This window comes from Methylobacterium terrae (genome assembly GCF_003173755.1).
Lineage (GTDB): Bacteria > Pseudomonadota > Alphaproteobacteria > Rhizobiales > Beijerinckiaceae > Methylobacterium > Methylobacterium terrae.
This window is the reverse complement of sequence record NZ_CP029553.1, coordinates 1,300,178-1,325,129: the sequence shown is the minus strand read 5'-3', so window position 1 is coordinate 1,325,129 and position 24,952 is coordinate 1,300,178. Positions and strand designations below refer to the sequence as shown.

Annotated in this window: 21 protein-coding genes, 1 tRNA gene and 1 pseudogene; 11 read left to right on the top strand and 12 right to left on the bottom strand. The window is 72.1% G+C overall.

The genetic code is table 11. From position 1 onward, the window contains the following. Nucleotides 1-564 precede the first annotated feature (564 nt). Nucleotides 565-640, bottom strand: a tRNA-Lys gene (locus tag DK419_RS05945). A 129-nt stretch (nucleotides 641-769) separates the two neighbouring features. Between DK419_RS05945 and DK419_RS05940 the strand changes: the two genes are divergently transcribed. Then, nucleotides 770-1,834, top strand: coding sequence for a hypothetical protein (locus DK419_RS05940; RefSeq protein ID WP_109958273.1), 1,065 nt, complete (start codon nucleotides 770-772; stop codon nucleotides 1,832-1,834). A gap of 4 nt (nucleotides 1,835-1,838) precedes the next feature. Here DK419_RS05940 and tgt read toward each other — a convergent pair whose 3' ends face one another. Together tgt and queA are read right to left on the bottom strand one after the other, a co-directional pair. Then, a complete protein-coding gene (gene tgt, locus DK419_RS05935; protein ID WP_109958272.1) occupies nucleotides 1,839-2,972 on the bottom strand; it encodes a tRNA guanosine(34) transglycosylase Tgt in 1,134 nt (377 codons plus the stop codon). Then, nucleotides 2,969-4,057: a tRNA preQ1(34) S-adenosylmethionine ribosyltransferase-isomerase QueA gene (gene queA / locus DK419_RS05930; RefSeq protein WP_109958271.1), complete on the bottom strand. Its 1,089-nt coding sequence runs from the start codon at nucleotides 4,055-4,057 to the stop codon at nucleotides 2,969-2,971. The genes tgt and queA overlap by 4 nt, the downstream gene beginning before the upstream one ends. Before the next feature lie 110 nt (nucleotides 4,058-4,167). Between queA and DK419_RS05925 the strand changes: the two genes are divergently transcribed. The 6 genes from DK419_RS05925 (at nucleotide 4,168) to DK419_RS05900 (ending at nucleotide 7,112) form a co-directional block, all read left to right on the top strand. Further along, nucleotides 4,168-4,635 (top strand): MarR family winged helix-turn-helix transcriptional regulator, encoded by a 468-nt coding sequence (locus tag DK419_RS05925; RefSeq protein ID WP_245442841.1) that lies wholly within the window; start codon nucleotides 4,168-4,170, stop codon nucleotides 4,633-4,635. Continuing rightward, nucleotides 4,632-4,928: an antibiotic biosynthesis monooxygenase family protein gene (locus DK419_RS05920; RefSeq protein ID WP_109958269.1), complete on the top strand. Its 297-nt coding sequence runs from the start codon at nucleotides 4,632-4,634 to the stop codon at nucleotides 4,926-4,928. The genes DK419_RS05925 and DK419_RS05920 overlap by 4 nt, the downstream gene beginning before the upstream one ends. A gap of 75 nt (nucleotides 4,929-5,003) precedes the next feature. Further along, nucleotides 5,004-5,207: a hypothetical protein gene (locus DK419_RS05915; protein ID WP_109958268.1), complete on the top strand. Its 204-nt coding sequence runs from the start codon at nucleotides 5,004-5,006 to the stop codon at nucleotides 5,205-5,207. 236 nt (nucleotides 5,208-5,443) lie between these two features. Beyond that, nucleotides 5,444-6,331 carry a cation diffusion facilitator family transporter gene (locus DK419_RS05910; RefSeq protein WP_109958267.1) on the top strand — a complete coding sequence of 296 codons (888 nt, stop codon included), beginning with the start codon at nucleotides 5,444-5,446 and terminating at the stop codon, nucleotides 6,329-6,331. Between the two features lie 68 nt (nucleotides 6,332-6,399). After that, nucleotides 6,400-6,696 carry an alkylphosphonate utilization protein gene (locus tag DK419_RS05905; protein WP_109962149.1) on the top strand — a complete coding sequence of 99 codons (297 nt, stop codon included), beginning with the start codon at nucleotides 6,400-6,402 and terminating at the stop codon, nucleotides 6,694-6,696. A 152-nt stretch (nucleotides 6,697-6,848) separates the two neighbouring features. Beyond that, nucleotides 6,849-7,112, top strand: a complete 264-nt coding sequence (locus DK419_RS05900; RefSeq protein WP_109958266.1) for a GNAT family N-acetyltransferase — start codon at nucleotides 6,849-6,851, stop codon at nucleotides 7,110-7,112. Between the two features lie 35 nt (nucleotides 7,113-7,147). Here the strand turns inward: DK419_RS05900 and DK419_RS05895 are convergent, their stop codons facing one another. Beyond that, nucleotides 7,148-8,563, bottom strand: a complete 1,416-nt coding sequence (locus tag DK419_RS05895; RefSeq protein WP_109958265.1) for a M20 family metallopeptidase — start codon at nucleotides 8,561-8,563, stop codon at nucleotides 7,148-7,150. Between the two features lie 104 nt (nucleotides 8,564-8,667). Further along, nucleotides 8,668-9,300: a 2-hydroxychromene-2-carboxylate isomerase gene (locus DK419_RS05890; RefSeq protein ID WP_109958264.1), complete on the bottom strand. Its 633-nt coding sequence runs from the start codon at nucleotides 9,298-9,300 to the stop codon at nucleotides 8,668-8,670. Between the two features lie 66 nt (nucleotides 9,301-9,366). Here DK419_RS05890 and DK419_RS05885 point away from each other — a divergent pair, with 66 nt between their 5' ends. Then, entirely contained in the window at nucleotides 9,367-10,791 is a 1,425-nt protein-coding gene (locus tag DK419_RS05885; RefSeq protein WP_162561156.1) for an NAD(P)-binding domain-containing protein, read from the top strand. 78 nt (nucleotides 10,792-10,869) lie between these two features. Here DK419_RS05885 and DK419_RS05880 read toward each other — a convergent pair whose 3' ends face one another. Both DK419_RS05880 and DK419_RS05875 read right to left on the bottom strand, forming a co-directional pair. Continuing rightward, complete coding sequence (locus DK419_RS05880) at nucleotides 10,870-11,235, bottom strand: hypothetical protein (RefSeq protein ID WP_109958262.1); 366 nt, start codon at nucleotides 11,233-11,235, stop codon at nucleotides 10,870-10,872. A gap of 22 nt (nucleotides 11,236-11,257) precedes the next feature. Continuing rightward, nucleotides 11,258-12,644, bottom strand: a pseudogene (locus DK419_RS05875) (NAD(P)/FAD-dependent oxidoreductase). Nucleotides 12,645-12,983: 339 nt separating this feature from the next. On the opposite strand from DK419_RS05875, the gene cysK reads away from it, so the two are divergent. Continuing rightward, nucleotides 12,984-13,964 (top strand): cysteine synthase A, encoded by a 981-nt coding sequence (cysK, locus tag DK419_RS05870; RefSeq protein ID WP_109958261.1) that lies wholly within the window; start codon nucleotides 12,984-12,986, stop codon nucleotides 13,962-13,964. 142 nt (nucleotides 13,965-14,106) lie between these two features. Here cysK and DK419_RS05865 read toward each other — a convergent pair whose 3' ends face one another. Both DK419_RS05865 and DK419_RS05860 read right to left on the bottom strand, forming a co-directional pair. Beyond that, a complete protein-coding gene (locus tag DK419_RS05865) occupies nucleotides 14,107-14,397 on the bottom strand; it encodes a hypothetical protein (protein ID WP_109958260.1) in 291 nt (96 codons plus the stop codon). A 147-nt stretch (nucleotides 14,398-14,544) separates the two neighbouring features. Beyond that, on the bottom strand, nucleotides 14,545-15,009 hold the full coding sequence (locus DK419_RS05860) for an Lrp/AsnC ligand binding domain-containing protein (protein WP_109958259.1): 465 nt from the start codon (nucleotides 15,007-15,009) through the stop codon (nucleotides 14,545-14,547). 127 nt (nucleotides 15,010-15,136) lie between these two features. Between DK419_RS05860 and putA the strand changes: the two genes are divergently transcribed. Then, nucleotides 15,137-18,226: a bifunctional proline dehydrogenase/L-glutamate gamma-semialdehyde dehydrogenase PutA gene (gene putA / locus DK419_RS05855; RefSeq protein ID WP_109958258.1), complete on the top strand. Its 3,090-nt coding sequence runs from the start codon at nucleotides 15,137-15,139 to the stop codon at nucleotides 18,224-18,226. 86 nt (nucleotides 18,227-18,312) lie between these two features. On the opposite strand, the gene DK419_RS05850 is transcribed toward putA, so the two are convergent. The 3 genes from DK419_RS05850 to DK419_RS05840 form a co-directional block, all read right to left on the bottom strand. Continuing rightward, a complete protein-coding gene (locus DK419_RS05850) occupies nucleotides 18,313-21,501 on the bottom strand; it encodes an efflux RND transporter permease subunit (RefSeq protein WP_109958257.1) in 3,189 nt (1,062 codons plus the stop codon). Between the two features lie 97 nt (nucleotides 21,502-21,598). Further along, entirely contained in the window at nucleotides 21,599-22,732 is a 1,134-nt protein-coding gene (locus DK419_RS05845; RefSeq protein WP_109958256.1) for an efflux RND transporter periplasmic adaptor subunit, read from the bottom strand. Between the two features lie 189 nt (nucleotides 22,733-22,921). Further along, on the bottom strand, nucleotides 22,922-23,242 hold the full coding sequence (locus tag DK419_RS05840) for a rhodanese-like domain-containing protein (protein WP_109958255.1): 321 nt from the start codon (nucleotides 23,240-23,242) through the stop codon (nucleotides 22,922-22,924). A gap of 272 nt (nucleotides 23,243-23,514) precedes the next feature. On the opposite strand from DK419_RS05840, the gene DK419_RS05835 reads away from it, so the two are divergent. Beyond that, entirely contained in the window at nucleotides 23,515-24,795 is a 1,281-nt protein-coding gene (locus DK419_RS05835) for a glycosyltransferase family 4 protein (protein WP_109958254.1), read from the top strand. The last annotated feature ends 157 nt before the right edge of the window (nucleotides 24,796-24,952 follow it).

The window sequence follows — 24,952 nt, the reverse complement described above, 5'->3', positions numbered from 1 at the left end:
ACACAAATCCGAGGCTGGAAATGGAGCAAACGGCCAAACCTTCCGGGGTGGATCGCTTGCTCACCCTAGCGTCGAAAACCCATTCCGCACGCCCCGCAGCACGCCCGATTTTTCGTTGGGGAACGCCATGGCTCCGGAGCCGATCGTCTACGTCATTATGGCAGATCCCCGTCGGTTGAGAAGGACCGCGGCGCCGTGATGGTTGGTGTGACAGGTGCCGATTTGCGTGTGCGCCTCGAACGGCGCCGGCGTGTTCCATCCCGTCTCGTGCGCCCGGACGCCTCACCGGTCAATGAAGTCGCAGAGCCGCCCGTGCGTCTCGCGCCACGCGTCGGAGCGCAGACCGCGGCAAGGGACGACGCCCGGCGGCAGGCTGGCGAGGCCGCGGGACCGGGCGAGGACGGCGGGCGGGGGTATCGGTGCCATCGCGCCGGCCGACGAGAAACCGACTTCGACGCTGGGTCCGGGAAGGGATATTCGGAAACAGGTCCGGCCATCTTGGACACCGAGGCTGGATGGCCGCAGGACCGAATTCGCCCAAGTCGCCGCTGTGATGCAGTAGAGTGGTGAGCGCGCTGGGACTCGAACCCAGGACCTACAGATTAAAAGTCCGTTGCTCTACCAGCTGAGCTACGCGCCCGTGCCCCATGGATGACGGCGCGGCGCTGGCGGGCCGGCCCTGGTCCTGTTCGGAGCAGAGGCGGACATAGGGGGTTGACGCGGCCGGGTCAACCGGGAGACCACGGCCGCCCACAAAAGCCGCGCCGCGATGCCCGCCGAACCCACACTCTCCCCCGATCCGGCCGAGTCCTGGAGGCGGTTCGCAGGCCTCCTCGTCGGCGCGGCCGGCCTCCTCGGGCTCGGCGTGCTCGCCTTCGTGGCCGTCCTCGACCCTTACGGCCTACGGGCCGCCCCGGGGCGGGCGCCGGGGCCGATCATGGATCTCAACCAGCGCTTCATGTACCCGCAGGTGGTGCGCGGCGGGGCCTACGATTCGGCGGTGTTCGGCACCTCGACCGCCCGTCTCCTCGATCCGCAGGGGCTCGACCGGGCCTTCGGCGGGCACTTCGCCAACCTCGCCATGAACGCCGCCACGCCCTGGGAGCAGACGCAGCTCGCCCGGCTGTTCCTGGGCCGCGAGCCCGCGAGGGCGGTGCTGTTCGGTCTCGACGCGCCCTGGTGCGAGGTGGAGGCGGAGACGAAGCGCCTGACCTTCCGGGCCTTCCCGCCCTGGCTCTACCGCGAGCCCCCGGCCTGGAGCGCCGTCTTCCACCAGTGGAACCAGCAGAGCGCCGAGATCGCCGGGCGGGCGCTGCTGCACCGTCTCGGGCGGATGCCGGCGCGGATCCGCGGCGACGGCTACGAGGTCTTCACCCCGCCGGAATCGCAGTACGACGCCGTCCGCGCCGCGGCTCACATCCACGGCGACGCGCCCGCGCCCAACGAAGGCCCGGAGGGGGATCCCGCCACGCCGGCGCTCGCCTGGCTCGACGACCTCCTCGGCCTCGCGCCGGCGGACGCCCTCAAGCTCGTCGCCTTCATGCCGGTCAACGTGGCGGCGCAACCGCGGCCCGGCAGCGCGGGGGCGGCGCGCGAGGCCGTCTGCAAGGCGAGGACCGCCGAGATCGCCCGCCGGCGCGGCGCCGTGCTGGTCGATTTCCGCATCCCGTCCGCCGTGACGCGGGACGACACCAATTACTGGGACGCCCTGCACTACCGGCTGCCGGTCGCCGCCCGCATCGTCGGCGCCCTGCGCCGGGCGGTGGACGAGCGGCGCGACGCGTCCGACGGGTTCTACCGGGTGCTCGCCGCGCCGCGGGCGGAGGCGCAGTGACGGCTCACGCCGCCCGGTCGCGCTCGGCCTTCCGCCAGCCCTCGTGGGTCTCGCCGATGAAGTCCTGGAGCCGCCCGGCGGCGATCGCCGCGCGCAGGCCCGCCATCAGGTCCTGGTAGTAGGACAGGTTGTTCCAGGTCAGCAGCATCATGCCCAGAATCTCGCCGGCGCGGACGAGGTGGTGCAGGTAGGCCTTGCTGTAGAGGTTGGCCGCCGGGCAGGTCGATTCCGGGTCGAGGGGCGCGTTGTCCTCGGAAAAGCGCGCGTTGCGCAGGTTGAGGCGGCCGTGGCGGGTATAGACCATGCCGTGGCGGCCGGCCCGGGTCGGCATCACGCAGTCGAACATGTCGATGCCGCGGCTCACCGCCTGGACGATGTCGTCCGGCGTGCCGACGCCCATCAGGTAGCGCGGCTTGTGGGTCGGCAGGTGCGGCTCGACGGTCTCGATCATGGCGAGCATCGTCGCCTGCGGCTCGCCGACGGCCAGCCCCCCGACGGCGTAGCCCTTGAGGTCGAGATCGACCAGCGCCCGCGCGCTCTCGACCCGGAGCGCGGGAATGTCGCCGCCTTGCACGATGCCGAACATCGCCTTGCCGGGCTGCTCGCCGAAGGCGATGCGGCAGCGCTCGGCCCAGCGCAGGGAGAGGCGCATCGCGCTCTCGATCGCCGATTCCGGCGCCGGCAGGCGCACGCACTCGTCGAGCTGCATCTGGATGTCGGAGCCGAGCAGGCCCTGGATCTCGATCGAGCGCTCGGGGCTCAGGAGATGCGTCGAGCCGTCGAGATGCGACTGGAACCGCACCCCGGTCTCGTCGAGCTTGCGCAGCCCGGCGAGCGACATGACCTGGAACCCGCCGGAATCGGTCAGGATCGGGTAGGGCCACTGCATCATCGCGTGCAGGCCCCCTAACCGCGCCACCCGCTCGGCGCCGGGGCGCAGCATCAGGTGGTAGGTGTTGCCGAGCACCACGTCGGCGCCGAGCGCCTTCACCTGCTCCGGGTACATCGCCTTGACGGTGCCGGCGGTGCCCACCGGCATGAAGGCCGGGGTGCGGATGACGCCGCGCGGCATCCGGATCTCGCCGGTGCGGGCCGGACCGTCGGTCGCCGCCACGGTGAAGCTGAACTGGTCGGTCATCGCGTCTCCGCCCGGAAGAGCAGGCTGGTATCGCCGTAGGAATAGAAGCGGTAGCCGCGCTGGATCGCGGCTTCGTAGGCCGCCCGCATCGCGTCGAGCCCGGCGAAGGCCGAGACGAGCATGAACAGCGTCGAGCGCGGCAGGTGGAAGTTCGTCATCAGCGCGTCGACCGCGCGGAAGCGGTAGCCCGGGGTGATGAAGATGTCGGTGGCGCCGGTCCAGGGCCGGATCGTGCCGTCGGGCTCCGCCGCGCTCTCGAGGAGCCGCAGGGCCGTGGTGCCGACCGCGACGATGCGCCCGCCCGCCGCGCGGGCCCGGTTCAGGGCCTCGGCGGCCTCGGGCGCGATCTCGCCGATCTCGGCGTGCATCCGATGCTCGTCGGTGTCGTCGGCCTTGACCGGCAGGAAGGTGCCGGCGCCGACATGGAGCGTCACCCGGACCTGCGCCAGGCCGGCGGCGGCGCAAGCTCCGAGCAGGTCGGGCGTGAAGTGCAGGCCGGCGGTGGGGGCCGCCACCGCCCCGGGCTCGCGGGCGAACACGGTCTGGTAGTCGGCGGCGTCCTGCGCGTCGGTCGGGCGCTTGGCGGCGATGTAGGGGGGCAGCGGCAGCTCGCCCAAGGCCGCCACCGCCTCGTCGAGGGCCGGCCCCGCGAGGTCGAACGCGAAGGTGGTCTCGCCCCCCTCCCCGCGCTCGGCGACGGTGGCGTCGAGGCGGGTCAGGGCACAGGTCTCGCCCTCCCCGGCCCGGCCGAAGCTGACCCGGTCGCCGACCCGCAGGCGCTTGGCCGGGCGCGCGAAGGCGCGCCAGCGATCGGGACCCTCGCGCAGGTGCAGCATCGCCTCGACCCGCACCGTGCCGCCCTCCGGCCGGTGGCGCAGGCCGTGCAGCCGCGCCGGGATCACCCGCGTGTCGTTGAAGACCAGCACGTCGCCGGGGCGCAGCAGGCCCGGCAGGTCGCGCACGACCCGGTCCTCCGGGGGGTGGCCTTCGTGCAGCAGCATCAGGCGGGCGCCGTCCCGGGGCACCGCGGGCCGGAGGGCGATGCGGTCCTCCGGCAGGTCGAAATCGAACAGGTCCACGCGCATGCGGCCCTTCAGCCAGGATTTCCGCGCCGGATCAATGGGGCACGGCGCATCGGCAGGTTGACAGCATATTGTCGTATTGGAATTATGCTGTCGAAATGAAGGAGGGCAGAATGTCCCGGGCCGAGGCCGCGACCGCACTGATCCTCGAGGTCTTCCGCCTCAACGGCGCCCTGCTCGCCGCCGGCGACGGCCTCACCCGCGACCTCGGCCTCACCAGCGCCCGCTGGCAGGTGCTGGGTGCGGTCTCGCTCGCGGGCCGGCCGCTCACGGTGGCGGGGGCGGCCCGGGCGATGGGGCTGACCCGGCAGGCGGTGCGGCGCCTCGTGACCGAACTGACGGCGGACGGGTTCGTGGCGCTGGCGCCCAACCCGGATCACCGGCGCGCCGCCCTGGTTGTGCTGACGGAATCGGGGCGGCGCGCCTACGCGGCGGCCTCGGAGCGCCAGGCCGCCTGGGCGGAGCGCATCGCGCGAGGGTGCGAGCCCGCCGCCCTCGACGACGCCACGACCCTGCTCCGGCGCCTGCGCGCCGCGCTGGAGCGGGACGAGGAGCAGGCTGCGCCGGAGACAGGCTCATGAGCGACGTGGTGCTGATCAATCCGTTCGAGGTGGCGCCCGGGGACGAGGCGGCGGCCATCGCCTACTGGGAGCGGGCGGCCGAGCACCTGCGCCGCCAGCCGGGCTTCGTCGACACGCGGCTGCACCGGACGGTCGCGCCGGGCGCCCGCTTCCCGCTCGTCAACCTCGCCACCTGGCGCTCGGCCGAGGCGTTCCTGGCGGCGACCGCGGACCCCGCCTTCCGGGCCCTGGTCGGACCGGAGATGGAACGCTTCCCGCACCATCCGGGCCTCTACCAGGTGATCCGCACCTGACCGCGAGGGGGGCCGAGTGGCGCGCCGGCGTCCGGCGCCCCATCTGGAGCGGGATCGTTCCAGGAGTCGTCCGTCATGCCCAGCCATCCGACCCTCGATGCCGAGCTCGTCGTCTGGTGGGAGTGCGAGGCGGAGCGGCTCGAGAGCCTCGCGGCCTCCGCCCGCTTCGGCTTCATGCGCCGGCACTACGCCCGCAAGTCCGCCGCGGCCCGGGCGCGGGCGCAGGTGAGCCGCCTGCGCGAGCAGGCCCGGGAGCCGGCCCGGTCCGCCGTCACCTGACGAGACCGGCGGGGCCCTCCGGGCCGGCGCCCGCGGCCTTAGTGTCTCTCACGAGACTCCCGATCACCGTCGCCGCTCGCTGTGGCGGGGTCAGCGCAGCGGGAGTTTTGGGAGGTGCACTTAGCCCGGGCTATGACCTGTGCCGTGGCCTTCCGGAACGCCCCGCCTTATGGGAGCGGCGCCGCGCCGCAGCAGCGTCCATCGCGCTGCGGCACAGACCAACCCGGATCATCGTCATGGAACGCGCGCAAGCCGCCGCCCTCGCCAGCGCCGGGGTCGGCCTCCTGGTGCTCGCCCTCAAGTTCGGGGCTTGGTGGATCACCGGCAGCCTCGCGCTCTACTCGGACGCGCTCGAGAGCATCATCAACGTCGTGGCGGCGATGACGGCCTTCGTGGCCCTGCGCGTCGCCGCCCAGCCCGCCGACCAGAACCACCCCTACGGCCACCACAAGGCCGAGTACTTCTCGGCGGTGATCGAGGGCGCGCTCGTCATCGTGGCGGCGGTCGTGATCCTGCGCGACGCCTACGATGCGGTCCAGGCGCCCAAGACCCTCGAGGCGCCGCTCGCCGGCGTCGCGGTGAACGGGCTCGCCACGGTGATCAACCTGGTCTGGGGCGTGATGCTGGTCCGCCGCGGCCGCGACTGGCGCTCGCCGGCCCTGGTGGCGGACGGCAAGCACGTGCTCGCCGACGTGTTCACCTCCGGCGGCGTCCTGATCGGCCTCGGCCTCGCCACCGCGACCGGCTGGGCGATCCTCGATCCGATCATCGCCGCGGTGGTGGCGGTCAACATCCTGTGGTCGGGCGGCGCGATGGTGCGGGATTCGGTCAGCGGCCTGATGGACCAGGCGGCGCCGGCCGAGATGGTGACGCAGATCCGCCGGCTGATCTCCGAGCACGGCGCGGGCGCGCTGGAGGCCCACGACGTGCGCACGCGGCACGCCGGCCAGGTCACCTTCATCGATTTCCACCTCGTGGTGCCGGGCGAGATGACGGTGGCGGAATCGCACGCGATCTGCGACCGGCTCGAGGCGGCGATCGAGGGCGCGGTGCCGGGCGCCGTGGTGACGATCCATGTCGAGCCGGCCGAGGAGGCCAAGCAGCGCGGCCTCCCGGTCATCTGATGTCCAACCCCTTGCGGGGGGCCGCCCCGGCCGGCGACAACACCCGCGCAAACGGAGGACGGACGAGCGTGACCGCTGGCGACGACGACTACGTGTACGACGAGGCCACGGGCGAGTGGCGCCCGGCCGGCGGACCGGCGATGGCAGCGGCCCGGGAGGTGCGCGACGCCTCCGGCAACCTCCTGAGCGACGGCGACGCCGTCACGCTGATCAAGGACCTGAAGGTCAAGGGCGCGAACCAGACCCTCAAGCAGGGCACGGTGATCCGCTCGATCCGCCTGACCGACGCCGACGACGAGATCGATTGCCGCCACGACACGATCAAGGGCTTGGTGCTGCGCACGGAGTTCGTGCGCAAGCGCTGAGGCCGCCGGCCGCGACGCCCGGCGGCGCTGCCCGGACGTCGCGAAGGGAGGATCGGGGCCGTCGGATGCTCCCGGCCCGCCCGCGCGGCGCGGAACCGCTCCAGCCTCCGCCGCTTCCCCTTCCACAGCCCCGCGAACCCTCTGACAGGCCCATGCGCGACAATCCGGAGCGGAGCCGGTTCGAGCTCGAGGTGAACGGCGAGGTCGCCTACGCCGATTACCGCCGCCAGCCCGGCACCCTCGTCATCGCCTACGTCTACGCGCCCCCGGCCCTGCGCGGCACCGGCACCGCCGACCGGCTGATGCGGGGCGTGGCCGAGGCCGCGCGGGCGGAGGGGTCGCGCATCGTGCCGCTCTGCGGCTACGCGGCGACGTGGCTGCGGCGCCACCGCGAGCATCGCGACCTGCTGGCGTAGGTTCGCTTGCCGGGCCTATCGGCCCGCCAACTCGATCAGCCCGCCATGTCGAGCGGCGGCGCCAGGTCCGGCGGCAGCGGGCTGGCGTAGGGCGTGCGCGAGAGCCGCTCGGCGTGGTCGGCCTTGGCGCGGGCGAGCAACTCGGGGTCGCGCAGGACGTCGACCGCGGTGCCGGCCATCGCCTTGGCGACGTGGATCATGCCCTTGTGGGCCGCCGGGGTCTTGCCCTGGGCGGTCATCTGCCAGGAATGGCCGGGGGTGCCGATGGCGTAGGTCGCGCCGCGGGCCTGCACGGTCGGCACCGCCCAGCTCACGTCGCCGACATCGGTCGAGCCCATCATCCGCTCCCCGACCGCACCGAGCGGCACCACCGTGTCGCAGAGCGGCGCATCGGTCACCGGCACGCCGAAGCGGCGATGGGCCGAGACGATGTCCTCCCGGGTCAGCGTCGCGCGGATCCGTTCCGCGAAGGCGCGGTCCTCGGCGTCGAAGGGCGGGGGGCCGAGCCGCATCAGGTTGGCGTGCAGCGCCTGCTCCAGCGGCGGGTTCGCCAGCAGGTTCGACATGGCGCTCACCACCCGGCTCGCGACCGTGGTCTCGGTCATCAGCGCCGCACCTTGCGCGATCCTGCCCACCCGGGCCGCGAGGTCGAGGAGGCTCGGCAGGTCGGCGGCGCGCACGAGGTAGCGCACGGTGGCGGCCGCCTGGACGACGTTCGGGGCGATGCCGCCGGCATCGAGATAGGCGTAGTGCACCCGCGCGTCGCTCGGCATGTGCTCGCGCAGGTAGTTCACGCCGACATTCATCAGCTCGACCGCGTCGAGGGCCGAGCGCCCGAGATGGGGGGCTGCCGCCGCGTGCGAGGCCTTGCCGGCGAAGGTGAAGTCGACGAGCTGGATCGCCAGCGAGACCGGCTCCCAGATCGAGACGAACGGGCCGGGATGCCAGGTGATCGCGGCGTCGACGTCCTCGAAGACGCCGTCGCGCACCATGAAGGTCTTGGCGGCGCCGCCCTCCTCGGCCGGGCAGCCGTAGTAGCGCACGCGGCCGGGCAGGCCCTCCTTCGCGAGCCAGTCCTTGACGGCGGTGGCGGCCAAGAGCGCGCCGGCGCCGAGCAGGTTGTGGCCGCAGCCGTGGCCGGCGCCCTCCCCCGGACGGGGCCGGTGCTCGGCGACGCCCGCTTCCTGGCTCAGGCCCGGCAGGGCGTCGTACTCGCCGAGAATCGCGATGACGGGACCGCCCTCGCCGGCCTCGCCCATCATGGCGGTCGGCATGCCGTCGATCCCTTCCGTCACCCGGAAGCCGTGGGCGCGGAGCATGGCGGTGTGCTCGGCGGCCGAGCGCACCTCCTGGAAGTTCAGTTCCGGCATCTCCCAGACCCGGTCCGAGAACGCCGTGAATGCCGCCGCGTGCTCCTCGACGTGCCGCCAGATCGCCTCGCTGTTGTGCATGTTTCCTCGCGTCGTCGGGGCATTGTTAGGCTCTCGCCCCCGCCCCTTGTCGCACGATGGGGGCCGGGCGCCATGCGCCCGGCTCTGGCCAGGCTTGCGCCGGGTTAGCCCCTGGCGGATGCCAGCCGCCGTGCGAGCGCCCGGTCGACGAAGTCGAGCCGGTCCTGGCCCCAGAACAGCTCGCCGTCGAGCACGATCGTCGGCGAGCCGAACACGCCGAGGCGCTCCGCCTCCGCGCCGTTGCGGCGGTACTCCGCCTGGACGGCCTCGCTGCCCTCGGCCGCCACCAGGGCCGCACCGTCGTAGCCGTTCTCGTCCGCGATGGCCCGGCGCACGGCCGGATCGGCGATGTCGCGCTCCTCGGCCCAGAGCGCCCGCAGGATCGCGTGCGAGAGCGGAAACGCGTCGAGCCCGGCCGCCTGAGCCGCGATGACGGTCCAGCCCGCATGCTTGTTCCAGTTCGGCGCCGGGTTCTCCATCGGGTAGTGCCGGGGCGTGACGTGGAGCGGCAGGCCGAGATGGTCGCTCCAGCGGGCGAGTTCGACGGCATGATAATCGCGACGGGGCTGCGGCCGGGTCCGGATCGGTACGCCGCCGGTCTTCGGCACCACCTCCTGGAAGTCGAAGGGCTTCAGCACCAGCCGGGCGCGGTGGCGGCGCACGATGTCCTGGAGCTTCGGCCCGCCGAGGTAGGACCAGGGCGAGGATAGGCTGTAGAAGCAGGACAATTCGGCCATCGGAGGCTCCGGACAGTGGCGGGCATGGAAGCGACGGGCATGGATATCCACCAGGAGGCTGCTGCCGTGAAGGGTCTGACGGCGCTCGCCGCCGAGGTGCGGCGCGACCTCGCCCGTCTCAATCACCCGCCCGCACCCTGGACCCTGCCGGTCGCGGGCCCGGACGGGCGCCCGGCCCTCGATGTCCTGGTGGTCGGGGCGGGCATGTGCGGCCAGACCGCCGCCTTCGCGCTCCTGCGCGAGGGAGTCTCGAACCTGCGGATCGTCGACCAGGCGCCCCGGGGGGCGGAGGGGCCGTGGGGTACCTTCGCCCGGATGGAGACCCTGCGCTCGCCCAAACACCTGACGGGTCCGGATCTCGGCATCCCCTCCCTCACCTTCCGGGCCTGGTGGGAGGCGCAAGCGGGAGAGGAGGGCTGGCGCGATCTCTACAAGATCCCCCGCCTCGACTGGCTGCGCTACCTCCTGTTCGTGCGCGACACCGTCGGCGTGCCGGTGGAGAACGATACCCGCCTCGACTGCTTGTGGCCGGCGGACGGGCTGATCGGCGCGGCGATCGAGGGGCCGGCCGGGCCGGAGACGGTCTACGCCCGCAAGGTGGTGCTGGCCTGCGGCCGCGACGGCTCGGGCGGGCGGCGGATGCCGGCCTTCGCGGCCGGCGGCGAGGGCCGCCTGTTCCACTCCTCCGACCCGATCGATTTCTCGCGGTTCCGCGGCGGCCGGGTCGCGGTGCTCGGCGCCTCGGCCTCGGCGATCGACAACGCCGCCACGGCGCTGGAGGCGGGCGCCGCCGCGGTGACCTTGTTCGTGCGCCGCTCGCATTTCCCGCAGGTCAACAAGTCGAAATGGGCCGCCTTCCCGGGTTTCCTGCGCGGCTACGCGGCCCTCGACGACGCGTGGCGCTGGGCGTTCACGACCTTCATGATGGGCGAGGGCACGCCGCCGCCGCACGAATCGGTCCTGCGCTGCACCCGCCATCCGGGCTTCTCGGTGCGGTTCGGCGAGGGCTGGAGCGGCATCGCGGAAGCGCCCGACGGCCTGGTGATCGAGACGCCCGAGGGGCGCTACGCCGTCGACGCCGCCGTGGTGGCGGTGGGCTTCGACATCGACCTGACCCGGCGGCCGGAGCTGGCGCCGTTCCGGGATGCCGTGCTGACCTGGGGCGAGCGGGTCCCGGCCGCGCAAGCCCAGGCCCATCCCGAGGCCGCGCGCTTCCCCTACCTCGGCGACGGCATGCAGATGCTGGAGCGGGTGCCGGGCCAGCTGCCCGAACTCAACCTGCTGCACGTCTTCAACTGGGGCGTCAGCTTGAGCCACGGGGCGCTCGCCGGCGACATCCCGGGCCTCGGCATCGGGGCGACGCGGCTCGCCCAGGCGCTGGTGCGCGACCTGTTCGTCTCGCAGGCCGACGCGCATTTCCCCCGCATGGTGGCGCACGAGGATGCGGAACTGGAGCCGACGCCGTTCTTCGTGCGGCGGGAGGCGCGATGAAGGGGAGCGCCCCGCTTCGCCCGAGCGAGAGGGCGGCGCCCTGTCATCCCGGTCGAGGGACCCGGATCGTCCCTGCCCTCACCGCAGCCACGCCACCGACGCGAACACCAGAGCCGCCAGCACGATGAAGGCGAGGAAGAACCACAGCGCCTTGTTCTGGCGGTGATGGGCGTAGGACTTCGTCTCGCCGCCGCCGCTCCAGCGCTCCGCGCCCTCCGTCCTCCGGGCCAGCGCCACCCGCTCGGGCGAGGGCGGGTTGCCCGCGGCCTCGTCGTCGGTGCCGAGCGGCGAGAGGCCGGGATCGAACACCTCCGTCTTGTCGCCGGTGCGGCCGCTGTCGATGTCGGCCTTGAGCTGGGCCGAGGTCGGCGCCGCGGAATCGGGCGGCGTCGCGATCGGCTCGATCGTGCGGGTCGGCGGAAGGTCGGAGGGTGGCTTTGCCATGGCAGGCCTCGCTGACGGGTTCTCAGGGTGGGGGAAGCTCGGCCGGCGTGCGGCCGCGGATGAGCGCCATCACGGCCTCGTCGCGTTCGGCGATCAGGCGGGCGCCGCGCTGGAAGCTCAGGTAGGCCCAGAGCCAGCGCAGGGTCACGACGATGCGGTTCTGGAACCCGACCAGCAGGTAGACGTGGGCGACGCCCCACACGATCCAGGCGAGGACGCCCTTGAGCTTGACGTGGTTCCACTGCACCACGCCGGCATTGCGCCCGATGATCGCCAGGTTGCCGCGGCTGCGGAAGCGGAACGGTGCCGGCGCCCTGCCGTGCAGGATGCGCGCGCGTAAGGAGCGGCCGAGATAGCGGCCCTGCTGGTCCGCGACCTGGGCGAGGCCCGGCAAGGGGCGTGCCGTCCTCGGCCTTCAGCATCGCGAGGTCGCCGAGCGCGTAGACGCCCGGGCGGCCGATCACCGCGAGGTCCGGCCCGACCGGCACGTGGCCCTGGCGCGTCGTCTCGACCCCGAGCCACTCGCCCGCCGGCGAGGCGCGCACGCCCGCGCCCCAGACCACGGTGGCGGCCGGGATCAGCCTGCCCTGGACGGTGACGCCCTGCTCCGACACGTCCTCGACGGCGTGATCGGTCAGCACCGTGACGCCGAGCCGCTCGAGCGCCCGCTTGGTGTAGGCCGAGAGATCCTCCGAGAAGGTGCCGAGCACCCGGGACGCGGCCTCGATCAGCAGGATGCGGGCCTGCTTCGGGTCGATGCGGCGGAAATCCTGCGACAGGGCGTGGTGGGCGAGGCCCGCGATGGCGCCCGCCATCTCGACGCCGGTCGGCCCGCCGCCGATCACCGCGAAGGTCATCAGCCGCTCGCGGGCGGCGGGGTCCTCCTCGCGCTCGGCCGCCTCGAAGGCGAGCAGCACCCGGGCGCGGATCCGGCGGGCATCGTCGAGGGTCTTGAGGCCCGGCGCGTAGCGCTCCCATTCGGGATGGCCGAAATAGCTGTGGGTGGCGCCGGTCGCCAGCACCAGGGTGTCGTAGGGGATGCGGGTGCCGTCGCGCAGGATCACGGCGCGCCCCTGCGTATCGATCCCCTCGACCTCGCCCATCAGCACCGTCACGTTGCGGTCCCGGCGCAGGATCGCCCGGATCGGCTCGGCGATCTCGCCCGGCGCGATGACCGCGGTCGCGACCTGGTAGAGCAGCGGCTGGAACAGGTGGTGGTTGCGCCGGTCGAGCAGCGTGACCTCGATGCCCTCGGCCCCCCCGAGGCCCCGCGCCGTGGTGAGCCCGCCGAAGCCGCCGCCGACGATCACCACCCGGTGCGGTCCCGCGGCCGGGGACGGCGCCCGGTTCGTCTCGGCCACCGGGCCTGAGCCGGCTTCGAGGGCGGTGCGATGCAGGGTCTCGGACATGCGGCTCTCTCGGGCGGTTCTTGCGTGCGGAAACGGAATGGGCCGGGTCGGGGCTCGCCGAAGGATCTTGCCGAACCGGCACTCTCACCCAAGGTTACGCTGACGGAGCGGACTGGAAAGCCCCCTACTCGTGCCCCCTCTCCCGGGCACGGTGCCCCGCTCGCGCGCCGCGACCAACCCGGAAGATCTAACGCTGTTCCGGCGACGGCCGACGCGGGCCGGGACCCGGGCGAGGGCACAATTCACAGTCAAAAACTGTATAAATCGACATACCTCGACGGCCCGCCGGATTTCCGCTACCCGTGCGCGGACGACGCATCCTCGACGGAGAGACACACCATGGCCGACGCCACCGCCACTTCGGAGACCGGCCGCCCGATCGGTCACGGCCGGGTCTACGATTCGATCACCGAGACCATCGGCAACACGCCGCTGGTGCGCCTCAACCGCCTCGCCAAGGAGCGCGGGATCGACGCCGAGATCCTCTTGAAGCTCGAGTTCTTCAACCCGATCGCCTCGGTGAAGGACCGCATCGGCGTCAACATGATCGACGCCATGGAGGCCTCCGGCGTGCTGAAGCCCGGCGGCACCCTGGTGGAGCCGACCTCGGGCAATACCGGCATCGCGCTGGCCTTCGTGGCCGCCGCCCGCGGCTACCGGCTGATCCTGGTGATGCCCGAGACGATGTCGCTCGAGCGGCGCAAGATGCTGGCCTATCTGGGGGCCGAACTCGCCCTCACCCCCGGCCCGCAGGGCATGAAGGGCGCGATCGCCAAGGCCGAGGAACTCTTGAAGGAGATCCCGGGCTCGATCATGCCCCAGCAGTTCAACAACCCGGCCAACCCCGAGATCCACCGCAAGACCACCGCGGAGGAGATCTGGAACGACACGCAGGGTCAGCTCGACGCCTTCGTGGCGGGCGTCGGCACCGGCGGCACCATCACGGGCGTCGGCCAGGTCATCAAGCCGCGCCTGCCGGGCCTTCGCGTCGTCGCGGTCGAGCCGGAGGATTCCCCGGTCCTGTCCGGCGGCCAGCCCGGCCCGCACAAGATCCAGGGCATCGGCGCCGGCTTCGTGCCGGGCGTCCTCGACCGCGGCGTGATCGACGAGGTGGTGACGGTCTCCAACCAGACCGCCTTCGACACCGCCCGCCTGCTCGCCCGGATCGAGGGCATCCCCAGCGGCATCTCGACCGGCGGCAACGTCGCGGCGGCCCTCGAGATCGCGGCCCGGCCCGAGTTCAAGGGCAAGCGGATCGTGACGGTCGCCTGCTCGTTCGCCGAGCGCTACATCTCGTCGGCTTTGTTCGAGGGGCTGTGAGGCTCCGGGCGGGGTCCTTCGGGGCCCCGCCCGCTTCCACCCCGGTCCCGACACCCTCGATGTCGTCCCGGGGCTCGCCGGAGGCGAGAATCCGGGATCGCTCGGAGGGTTCGAAGACCCGCGGAGGGACGCGACCGGCGTCTCACGCCACCAGTTCGGGCTGGCGCTCCTCCTCGCAGGCCCCGCGGCGGAACAGGGCGGCGCAGCGCGATTCGCGGTGGACGCTGAGGATCGAGGCCCGGTCGATGTCCGGGTTGTCGGCGAGGATGCGGCGCACGTCCTCGACGAGGCGGCCGTAGCGGTCGGCATCGAAGCCGCCCTCGAGCGGGCTGACCGCGATATAGGCCTCGACGACCAGGATCTTCTCGGATTTCTCGCGCGAGACTTCGGCGGCGATCCAGGCAGATTTCACCAGGCGGTTCGGATTGAACATCGGCGTACCTCCGTCCTCGTCAGGCCGCTCTTCGGCGGCTCGGTCGGCTGAGACTGCGACAAGCTGCGCCCTCTGCCAACTCCGCACCCGCTGCAAAGCTCCGTTATGTCGCAGGCGAATCATGCGCCGGACGCATGGAACGCTGGATTAAAGCGGCAGCACCCCGTCGCTCTTCACCTCCTCCATCACCGCGTAGGTGCGGGTGTTGTTGACCCCCGGCAGCCCCAGAAGCCCCTCGCCGAGGAAGCGCCGGTAGGCCGGCATGTCGGCGACCCGGGCCTTGACCAGGTAGTCGAACCCGCCTCCGACCATGTGGCATTCCAGGACTTCGGGGGCGCGCCGCACGGCCGCCGCGAAGCGCGCGAAGGCGTCGGGCGTGGTCTTGTCGAGCGAGACCTCGACGAAGACGAGCAGGCTCAAGCCCAGGAGCTGCGGGTCGAGCCGCGCCCCGAACCCGGTGATGATCCCGTCCTTCTGCAGCCGGCGCAGGCGCTCGCCGGTGGCGGTCGGCGACAGGCCGACCCGCTCGGCGAGTTCCACGTTCGGGATCCGGCCCTCGCGCTGGAGGATCCTGAGGATCTGCCGGTCGACCCGGTCGAGCCCGTCCGTCATTCTCGCGCCCAAAGCCCGTTTTCGCCGCCGATCCTGCGGCCATCTCGCGATAAGCGCCATCGAAGCACGGCGAAAGGCCGAATACGCTGAGGATCGTCATCAGCGCCACGAGCCCGGACCCGCCCCGATGCCCGCCCCCCTCCCCGTCTTCCACGCGCCCTACGCTCCCGACGACGCCGCCCTCGCCCGCGCCTTCCTGGAGCGGGGCGGCCTCCCGCCGGAGCGCGAGGCGAAGGTCGATGCGCTCGCCCGCGACCTCCTCGGCGCCATCCGCCAGGAGACGGGGGGCCTGGGCGGCGTCGAGGCGATGCTGCGCGAGTACTCGCTCTCGACCAAGGAGGGGCTCGCCCTGATGGTGCTGGCCGAGGCGCTGCTGCGGGTGCCCGACGCCGCCACCGCCGACCGGCTGATCGAGGACAAGCTGCGCTTCGGCGGCTTCGAGCAGCACGCCACCCGCTCGGAGGCCCTGCTGGTACGCTCCTCGGCCTGGGCGCTCGGCCTCTCGGCCCGGATCATCCAGCCCGGCGACACGCCGGAAGGGATTCTCGCCGGCCTCGCCAAGCGCCTCGGCCTGCCGGCGGTGCGCCAGGCCGCCCGCCAGGCGATGCGGGTGATGGGCGGGCATTTCGTGCTCGGCGAGACGATCGAGGCGGCGCTCAAGCGCTCGGCGAGCGGACAGGGCCGGCTCTACCGCTACTCCTTCGACATGCTCGGCGAGGGCGCCCGCACGGCGCAGGACGCCCTCGCCTACGCGGAATCCTACGCGAGCGCCATCGAGGCGATCGGGCGCGCCGCCGGCAACCGGCCGCTGCCGGACCGTCCCGGCATCTCGGTCAAGCTCTCGGCGCTGCATCCGCGCTACGAGGCGGTCGGCCGCGACCGGGTGATGGCGGAGCTGGTCCCGGTGCTCCTCAGGCTCGCCCAGGCGGCGAAGCGCTACGACCTCAACTTCACGGTCGATGCCGAGGAGGCGGACCGGCTTGAATTGTCCCTCGACGTGATCGCGGCGGTGCTCGGCGATCCCTCGCTTGCCGGGTGGGACGGCTTCGGCCTCGCGGTCCAGGCCTACCAGAAGCGCTGCCTTGAGGTCATCGACCACGTCGCGGACCTCGCCGCCCGCCTCGACCGGCGGCTGATGGTCCGCCTCGTCAAGGGCGCGTACTGGGACACGGAGGTGAAGCGGGCCCAGGAGCGGGGACTTCCCGACTATCCCGTCTTCACCCGCAAGAGCATGACGGATCTCAGCTACCTCGCGGCGGCCGAGCGGATGCTGGCGCACCGGCCGCGGCTCTTCCCGCAATTCGCGACCCACAACGCGCTCACCGTCGCGGCGATCGTCGAGCGGGCCGGGCCGGAGCCCGGCACCTACGAGTTCCAGCGCCTGCACGGCATGGGCGAGGCGCTGTACGCGCGGCTGCTGGCCAGCGTGCCGGGCGCGGCCTGCCGCACCTACGCGCCGGTCGGCGGGCATCGCGACCTGCTGGCCTACCTGGTGCGACGGCTGCTCGAGAACGGCGCCAACTCGTCCTTCGTCTCGCAGGCCGCCGACCCGGCGGTGCCGGTGGAGAGCCTGCTGCGCCGTCCGGCCGAGAGCGTCGGCAATCCCGACCGGGCCCGGCACGCCAAGCTCCGCCGCCCCGCCGACCTGTTCGCGCCGGAGCGGGTCAATTCCGCCGGCGTCGAGTTCGGCGACCGGGCGGCCCTGGAGCGCCTGACCGAGGCGGTGGCGGCCGCACGAGGCCCCGCTGAGGCCGCCCCCGTCATCGACGGCGCGGCGCAGGGCGGCGCGCGCCGCGACGTGGTGAGCCCGAGCGATGCCCGCACGGTGGTCGGCAGCGTCGTCGAGGCCTCGCCCGAGACCGCGGTCGCCGCGATGCGCGCCGCCCGCAAGGGCGCGGTCGCCTGGGGACGCGTTCCCCCGGAGGAGCGCGCCGCGGCGCTGGAGCGGGCCGCCGACGCGATGGAGGCGTCCCGCGGCCGGCTGGTCCACCTGCTCCAGGAGGAGGCCGGCAAGACCCTCGACGACGCGGTGGCGGAACTGCGCGAGGCGGTGGATTTCTGCCGCTACTACGCCGCGCAGGGGCGCACGCTCTTCGGTGCGCCGCAAGCGCTGCCGGGTCCGACGGGCGAGAGCAACCGCCTCACCCTGCGCAGCCGCGGCGTGTTCGTGGCGATCTCGCCGTGGAACTTCCCGCTCGCGATCTTCGTCGGACAGGTCGCCGCGGCGCTGATGGCCGGCAACGCCGTGGTGGCAAAGCCCGCCGAGCAGACCCCGCTGATCGCCGCCGAGGCCGTGCGCCTGCTGCACCGGGCCGGCATCGCCCCGTTGGCCCTCCATCTCGTTCCGGGCGACGGCGCGGTCGGGGCGGCGCTCGTGGCGGACCGGGACGTCGCCGGCGTGGTCTTCACCGGCTCGACCGAGGTGGCGCGCCACATCAATCGGGCGCTCGCCGCCAAGGACGGGCCGATCGTCCCGCTGATCGCCGAGACCGGCGGCATCAACGCGATGCTGGTCGACGCCACCGCTCTGCCTGAGCAGGTCGCCGACGACGTCGTGACCTCCGCCTTCCGCTCCGCCGGCCAGCGCTGCTCGGCGCTCCGCCTGCTGCTGGTGCAGGAGGACGTGGCCGACAAGGTGATCGGGATGGTGGCGGGCGCCGCCCGCGAGCTGCGCCTCGGCGATCCGCGCGACCCCGCCACCCATGTCGGCCCAGTGATCGATGCCGAGGCCCGCACCCGCCTCGACCGCCACGGCGCCGCGATGCGCCGGGCCGCCAAGGCGCACTACACCGGCGAGGTGCCGGGCGAGGGTCACTTCGTGGCGCCGCAGATCTACGAGATCGCCGGCCCCGAAGCCCTGACCGAGGAGGTGTTCGGGCCGATCCTGCACGTCGCGCGCTACAAGGCCGCCGAGTTCGACCGGGTGCTCGATGCGATCGAGGCCACCGGCTACGGCCTGACGCTCGGCGTCCATTCCCGCATCGACGCCACGGTCGAGCGGGTGGTGTCGCGGCTCTCCACCGGCAACGTCTACGTCAACCGCAACATGATCGGCGCGGTGGTCGGCGTGCAGCCCTTCGGCGGCCACGGCCTCTCGGGCACCGGCCCGAAGGCGGGCGGGCCGCACTACCTCACCCGCTTCGCCACCGAGCAGACCGTGACGGTGAACACCGCCGCGGCGGGCGGCGACGCCGCGCTGATCGCGATGGAGGGGTGATCCCCCGGCCGGCGCGGTCATGAAAAAATCCGGGGCCGCGTGTGCGGCCCCGGATTCGTTCGTGCGGTCGGGGTGCGACGGTCTCGTTACCGCGCCGGCTCGGGCTCGCCGTGATGGTCGTCGACCCCGCGCCAGCGGTTGATCCGGATCGAGACGTTGCGGATCACCACGTAGAAGACCGGGGTCAGGAACAGGCCGAAGATCGTCGCGCCGAGCATGCCGAACAGCACCGCGGTGCCGAGCGCCTGGCGCATCTCGGCGCCGGGGCCGGTGGCGAAGGCGAGCGGCACCACGCCGAGGATGAACGCGAAGGCGGTCATCAGGATCGGCCGCAGGCGAAGCCGGCACGCCTCGACGGCGGCCGCGACCGGCCCCCGGCGCTCGCTCTCCTCGATCTGGTGGGCGAATTCGACGATCAGGATCGCGTTCTTCGCCGCGAGACCGATGAGCACGATGAGGCCGATCTGGGTCAGGATGTTGTTGTCCTGCGCCCGGAACTGCACGCCGGCGAGCGCCGCGAGCACGCCGGTCGGCACGACGAGCAGGATCGAGAGCGGCAGCGCCCACGACTCGTACTGCGCGGCGAGCACCAGGAAGACCAGCAGCACGCCGAGCGCGAAGACGTAGATCGCCGTGTTGCCGACGGCCTTCTCCTGGAACGCGATCTCGGTCCACTCGAAGCTCATGCCGTCGGGCAGGGTCTGGCGGGCGAGCTTCTCCATCGCGTCGAGGGACTGGCCCGAGGACACGCCCGGCCGCGAATCGCCCTGCACCGGGATCGAGTAGTACAGGTTGTAGCGCTGGACGATCTGGGGTCCGGAGATGTCGCGGATGCTGGCGAGCGTCCCCATCGGCACCAGCGCGCCGGTGGAGGAGCGCACCTTGAGCCGCTCGATGTCCTCCTTCTCCATCCGGTACTTGGCGTCGGCCTGGGCCCGGACCTGGTAGATGCGCCCGAAGGTGTTGAAGTCATTGACGTAGGCGCCGCCCAGGTTGACCTGGAGGGTCGAGAACACGTTGGCGAGCGGCACGTTCAGCATCCGCGCCACGGTGCGGTCGATGTCGAGGTAGATCTGCGGCGTGTCGTTGCCGAAGGTGGTGAACACGCGGGTGAGCGCCGGGTCGCGGTTGGCAGCCCCGATGAGATCACCCGAGACCTGGAGCAGCCGGGCGATGTCCGAGCCCTCGCGGCTCTGCACCTGCATCTTGAAGCCGCCGGCGTTGCCGAGGCCGCGCACCGGCGGCGGCGGGATCGCGATGATCCGCGCCTCTTGCATCGGCGCGGTCTTGGCGAGCACCGCCTGCAGGACCTTGCCGGCCGTGAGGCCCTTCTCCAGGCGCTCCTTGAAGGGCTTGAGCGGCAGGAACATCACCGCGCCGTTGGTGGTGTTGGTGAAGGTCGCGCCGTCGAAGCCGGCGATGACCACGGTGTTGCCGACGCCGTCGATGTCGAGGGAGCGGCGCGACACCTCCTGCACCACGGCCGTCGTCCGCTCCAGCGACGAGCCCGGCGGCAGCTGCACCACCACCAGCAGGTAGCCCTGGTCCTGGAGCGGGATGAATCCCGTCGGCGTGGTGCGCACGAGGTGCAGCACGCCGTAGATCACGCCGGCATAGAGCAGCAGCATGGCGAGCAGCGGCACGAGGCGCCCGGTGAGGAAGCGGATCGTCGCCGCGTAACCGTTCGCCGTCGCGTCGAAGGCGCGGTTGAAGGTGTTGGCCGCCCAGGCCCCGAACCGCGCGAGGAAGAAGCGCGGCCGGTGGTGCTCGGAATGGGGCTTCAGCAGCAGCTTGCAGAGCGCCGGCGACAGCGTCAGCGAGTTGAACATCGAGATGATGGTCGAGGCCGCGATGGTCAGCGCGAACTGCCGGTAGAACTGGCCCGAGATGCCCGGGATGAAGGCGGTGGGGATGAACACCGCCGACAGCACCAGCGCGATGGCGACGACCGCGCCGCCGACCTCGTCCATGGTCTTGTGGGCCGCCTCGCCGGGCGACAGGCCCTCGGCCATGTTGCGCTCGACGTTCTCCACCACCACGATCGCGTCGTCGACGACGATGCCGATGGCGAGCACGAGGCCGAACAGCGTCAGGTTGTTGAGCGAGAATCCGAGCAGCGCCATCACCGCGAAGGTGCCGATCAGCGAGACGGGAATCGCGATGATCGGGATGATCGCGGTGCGCCAGCTCTGCAGGAAGACCAGGATCACCACCACGACGAGGACCACCGCCTCGCCGAGCGTCTTGTAGACCTCGTGCACCGATTCGGCGATGAACTCGGTCGGGTTGTAGGCGATCTTGAATTCGAGGCCGGGCGGGAAGTCCTTCGACAGGGTCTTCATCAGCGCCTGGACCTGCTCGGCCGCCTCCAGCGCGTTGGTGCCGGGGCGCTGGAACACGCCGATGCCGATCGCCGGCTGGCCGTTGAGGAACGACTTCGTCGTGTAGTCCTTCTGGCCGAGCTCGACCCGGGCGATGTCGGAGACCCGCACCAGGCGCCCGTCGGACGCCTTCACGATGACCTTGCGGAATTCGCTCGGATCCTGGAACCGGCCTTGCGTCTGCACGGTGAGCTGGAAGGCCTGGCTCGCGGGCGCCGGCGGCGCGCCGAGGGCACCCGACGCCACCTGGACGTTCTGCTCCTGCAGCGCGTTGATCACGTCGGTGGTCGAGAGCTGGTAGGAGGCGAGCTTGTTCGGGTCGAGCCAGAGCCTCAGCGCGTATTCCGAGCCGCCGAACACCGTGATGTCGCCGACGCCGTTGAGGCGCAGCAAGGGATCGCGCAGGCGCAGGTAGATGTAGTTGGCGAGGTAGTTCTGGTCGAAGGTGCCGTCGGGCGACAGCACGTGCACGACCATCATCAGGTCGGGCGAGGACTTGCGGACCGTGACGCCGAGGTTGCGCACGTCGCCGGGCAGGCGCGGCTGGGCGACCGAGAGCCGGTTCTGGACCAGCACGTTGGCGATGTCGAGGTTGGTGCCGAGCGCGAAGGTGACGGTCAGCTGCATGTTGCCGTCGTTGGTCGACAGCGACGACATGTACAGCATGTTGTCGACGCCGTTGATCTCCTGCTCGATCGGCGTCGCGATGGTGGCCGCCACGGTCTCGGCGTTGGCGCCCGGATAGGAGGCGCGCACGACCACGGTCGGCGGCACGATCTCGGGGTACTGCGAGACGGGAAGCGAGATGTACGAGACGTAACCGATGATCAGGATGACGATCGAGGTCACCGAGGCGAAAATCGGCCGGTCGACGAAGAAATGGGCAAAACGCATCGGTGGGCCTCTCGCGCCCTCACGCGGGCGGGGCGCCCCTCGCGGGGCACTGGCGTCCTGACGGAAGCGCCGCCAACACGGCGGCGCGTCTTTTTGTTCACTCGCGGACCGGCGGCAATTCCTTGACCTCGGGCGTGACCTTGGCGCCCGGGCGCACCCGGGTGAGGCCGACGATCACGATGGTCTCGTCCCCTTTGAGCCCGTCGCGCACCACCCGGTAGCCGTCGATCTTCGGGCCGGGGCGGATGTTGCGCGGCTGGACGACGTTGTCGGGACCGAGCACGTAGACGAGGCGCTTGTCCTGGTTCGCCGCGATCGCGTCGTCGGGGATCAGCACCCCGCGATAGGGCTTGGAGGCCGGCATGCTGACGATGCCGAACAGGCCCGGCTTGATGAAGCGGTCGGGGTTCTCGACGGTGGCGCGCAACAGCACCGTGCCGGTCGCCTCGTCGACGCGGTTGTCGACGAAGTTGAGCACGCCCTTGCGGGTGGGCTTCGCCTCGCCGGTGAGCGCCACCAGGATCGGCACCGTGTGCTCGTTCTGGGTCGCCCCCATGCCGATGCGCAGCGTGCCCTGGTAGGCCAGGAACGAGCGCTCGTCGACGGTGAACGAGAAGTAGATCGGGTCGAGCGAGACGATGGTGGTCAGCATCGTCTGGTCGGTGATGACGATGTTGCCCTCGGTGACGAGGCGCTGCGAGATCCGCCCGTCGATCGGCGAGCGCACCTCGGTGAAGTCGTAGTTGAGCTGGGCCTGGCGCTGGGCCGCGGTGGCGCTGTCGACGTCGGCCTGGGCGGTGAGCGAGTTCTGCCGGCGCTGGTCGGTGACCTGCTCGGAGATGTTGCCCGACCGGCTCAGCGTCTGGGCGCGCTCGAGGTCGGTCTGGGTGAAGTTCAGCCGGGCCTGCGCCGAGGCCAGGGCCGCCGTGGCCTGGTCGAGCGCCGCCTTGTAGGGCCGCCGGTCGATGGTGAAGAGCAGGTCGCCCTTCTTCACCACGGCGCCGTCCTGGAAGTGGATCTTCTGGAGGTAGCCGGTGACCCGGGCCCGCACCTCGACGTACTCGATCGCGTTGAAGCGGCCGGTGAAGTCGTCGTGCTCCACCACCTCCTTGACCACGGGCTTGGCAACCGTGACCGTGGGGGGCGGACCGCCGGGAGCCTGGGCCCGCGCCGGGATACCGGCCATCAGCAGGAGCGCCGGGATCACCGCCGCCAGCCTCAGCCTGCGCATACTCACTCTCCCGTTCATCTCGTGCATGCGGCCCCTCGGGCGCGCAGGGAGATGCACCGGGGCACATCCGCGTCGAGGGGGTGGCCTTGAACGGGAACCGCGCCGCACTCGGCGCGGCCCTCCCGGGGCCGGGACTGGTGGAACCGCCGCGGGGGCGGAGATAATCGACCGACGGCCGGCCGTGCTCAGCTATTCGACGGTCTCGCCGGCATTGGCCCAATCCTTGAAGCCGCCGACATAGTGCTCGGTCAGGGGGACGCCCTGGCCCTGGAGGTATTGCAGCGCCCGCGCCGAGCGAACCCCGGCGGCGCAGGACAGGACCGGACGGCGTCCGTCCCCGGCGATCAGGGCCTGCAGCCGCTCGACGTCGAAGGTCGAGAGCGGGAAGGAGACCGAGCCCGGGATGTGGCCCGAGGCGAATTCGTTGGGCTCGCGCACGTCGATCAGCAGGACGGAACCGTCCGCCAGGCCGTTCTTCACCGCTTCCCGATCCAGATCGACGATCGCCATGGTCTCACCCGAACGTCGGCCACGCCGCCGACCCCAAAATCCTAGCCGAGATCCTGATCCGAGCCGAGATCCTAGGCGACGCGCGCCATCCTTGTCACCGCGACGCAACGGAGCGGTGACGATTGCGATAAATCATCAGCACTCAGCGTTGCAAGAGCGACTATCCATGGCCCGCCCCCCGTCTTGTGCGCTGCCGCACAGGGCGGGTTGGGCATCGCGCCCGCCCCCGGTGTAGGACGAGGCATACGAGACTCCGCCGCGTCCGGGATTCCATGCCCCTGCCCTCCATCGTCCTCGATCTCACCCGCCTCGTCACCCGCCTGCGGCACGCGAGCCCGACCGGGATCGACCGGGTCGACCTGGCCTACGCGCGCCACCTGCTGGCGCAGGGCGGCGAGCGCTTCGGCCTCGTCTCGACGCGGCTCGGCCCGAAGGTGCTCGAACGGGCGCGGATGGCCGCCCTCGTTGAGGCGGCGGTCGCGGCCTGGACCGAGGAGGTCGCGGCCGGGGACGACCCGGTCTATCGCGACCTCGCCGGGACGCTCGGCCTGCCGCTCCCCGCGGCAACCGTCCGGCCGGCGGCCCCGGACGGGGCGCGCCGGCGCCGGGAGCGCCAGGTGCGGGCCTGGCTCGACGCCCTGCGGGCGCCCGGCCCGGCCGCCCTGCCGCGGGGCAGCCTCTACCTCCACACCTCGCACCTGCGCCTCGACCTGCCGGCGCGGTTCGACTGGCTCTACGACCGGACCGACATCCGGCCGGTCTTCTTCGTCCACGACCTGATTCCGATCGAGTACCCCGAATACGGCCGCGCCGGCGAGGCGGAGCGCCACCGGGTGCGGATGGAGACCGTGGCCCGCCACGCCCGCGCGGTCGTGGTGAACTCGGCCGATGTCGGGGCGCGCCTCGCCGCCCACCTCGCCGGGATGGGACGCCGGGCGCCCGCGATCACCGTCGGGCCGCTCGGGATCGAGGAGGCCTTCGGGGGGGCTCCATCGGCGTCGCCGGCCCGGCCGTTCTTCCTGGTCTGCGGCACGATCGAGCCGCGCAAGAACCTGATCAGCCTCCTCACCGCCTGGCGCGAGCTCGGCACCCGGCACGGGGCGGCGACGCCGCGCCTCGTCGTCGTCGGGCGGCGGGGCTGGGAGAGCGAGAACGTGGTCGACCTCCTCGAGCGCTGCCCGGCGGTGCGCGAGCACGTCACCGAGGTCTCGGGCCTCTCGACCGCCGGGCTGGTGCGGCTGATGGGGAGCGCCACCGCCCTCCTGATGCCCTCCTTCGCCGAGGGCTACGGCCTGCCGGTGCTGGAGGCCGCCGCCAGCGGCCTGCCGGTCGTCGCCTCCGACATCCCGGTCCACCGCGAGATCGCCGGCCCGTTCGCCGCGTTCCTGCACCCGCTCGACGGCCTGGGGTGGATGCGGACGGTCGAGGCGCTGGCGGCGCCGGGCTCCCCCTTGCGCGCCGAGATGGCCGCGCGCCTCGCGGGCTATCGCGCGCCGACCTGGGAGGACCACTTCGCCCGGGTCGATCCGGCGCTGGAGGCCGTGGCGGGGTAGTTTTGCGCCGGGGCTGCCGCACGGCTAAGGTTGCGGAGAATTTTCCACGCGGTCCTCGATGCCCCGCCGCGGACGAGAAGGCGCGCCTCCCCTCTCCCATGTGGGAGAGGGGCCGGGGGTGAGGGTGACACGGTTCCGCAATAAGGCACGAAGCGTC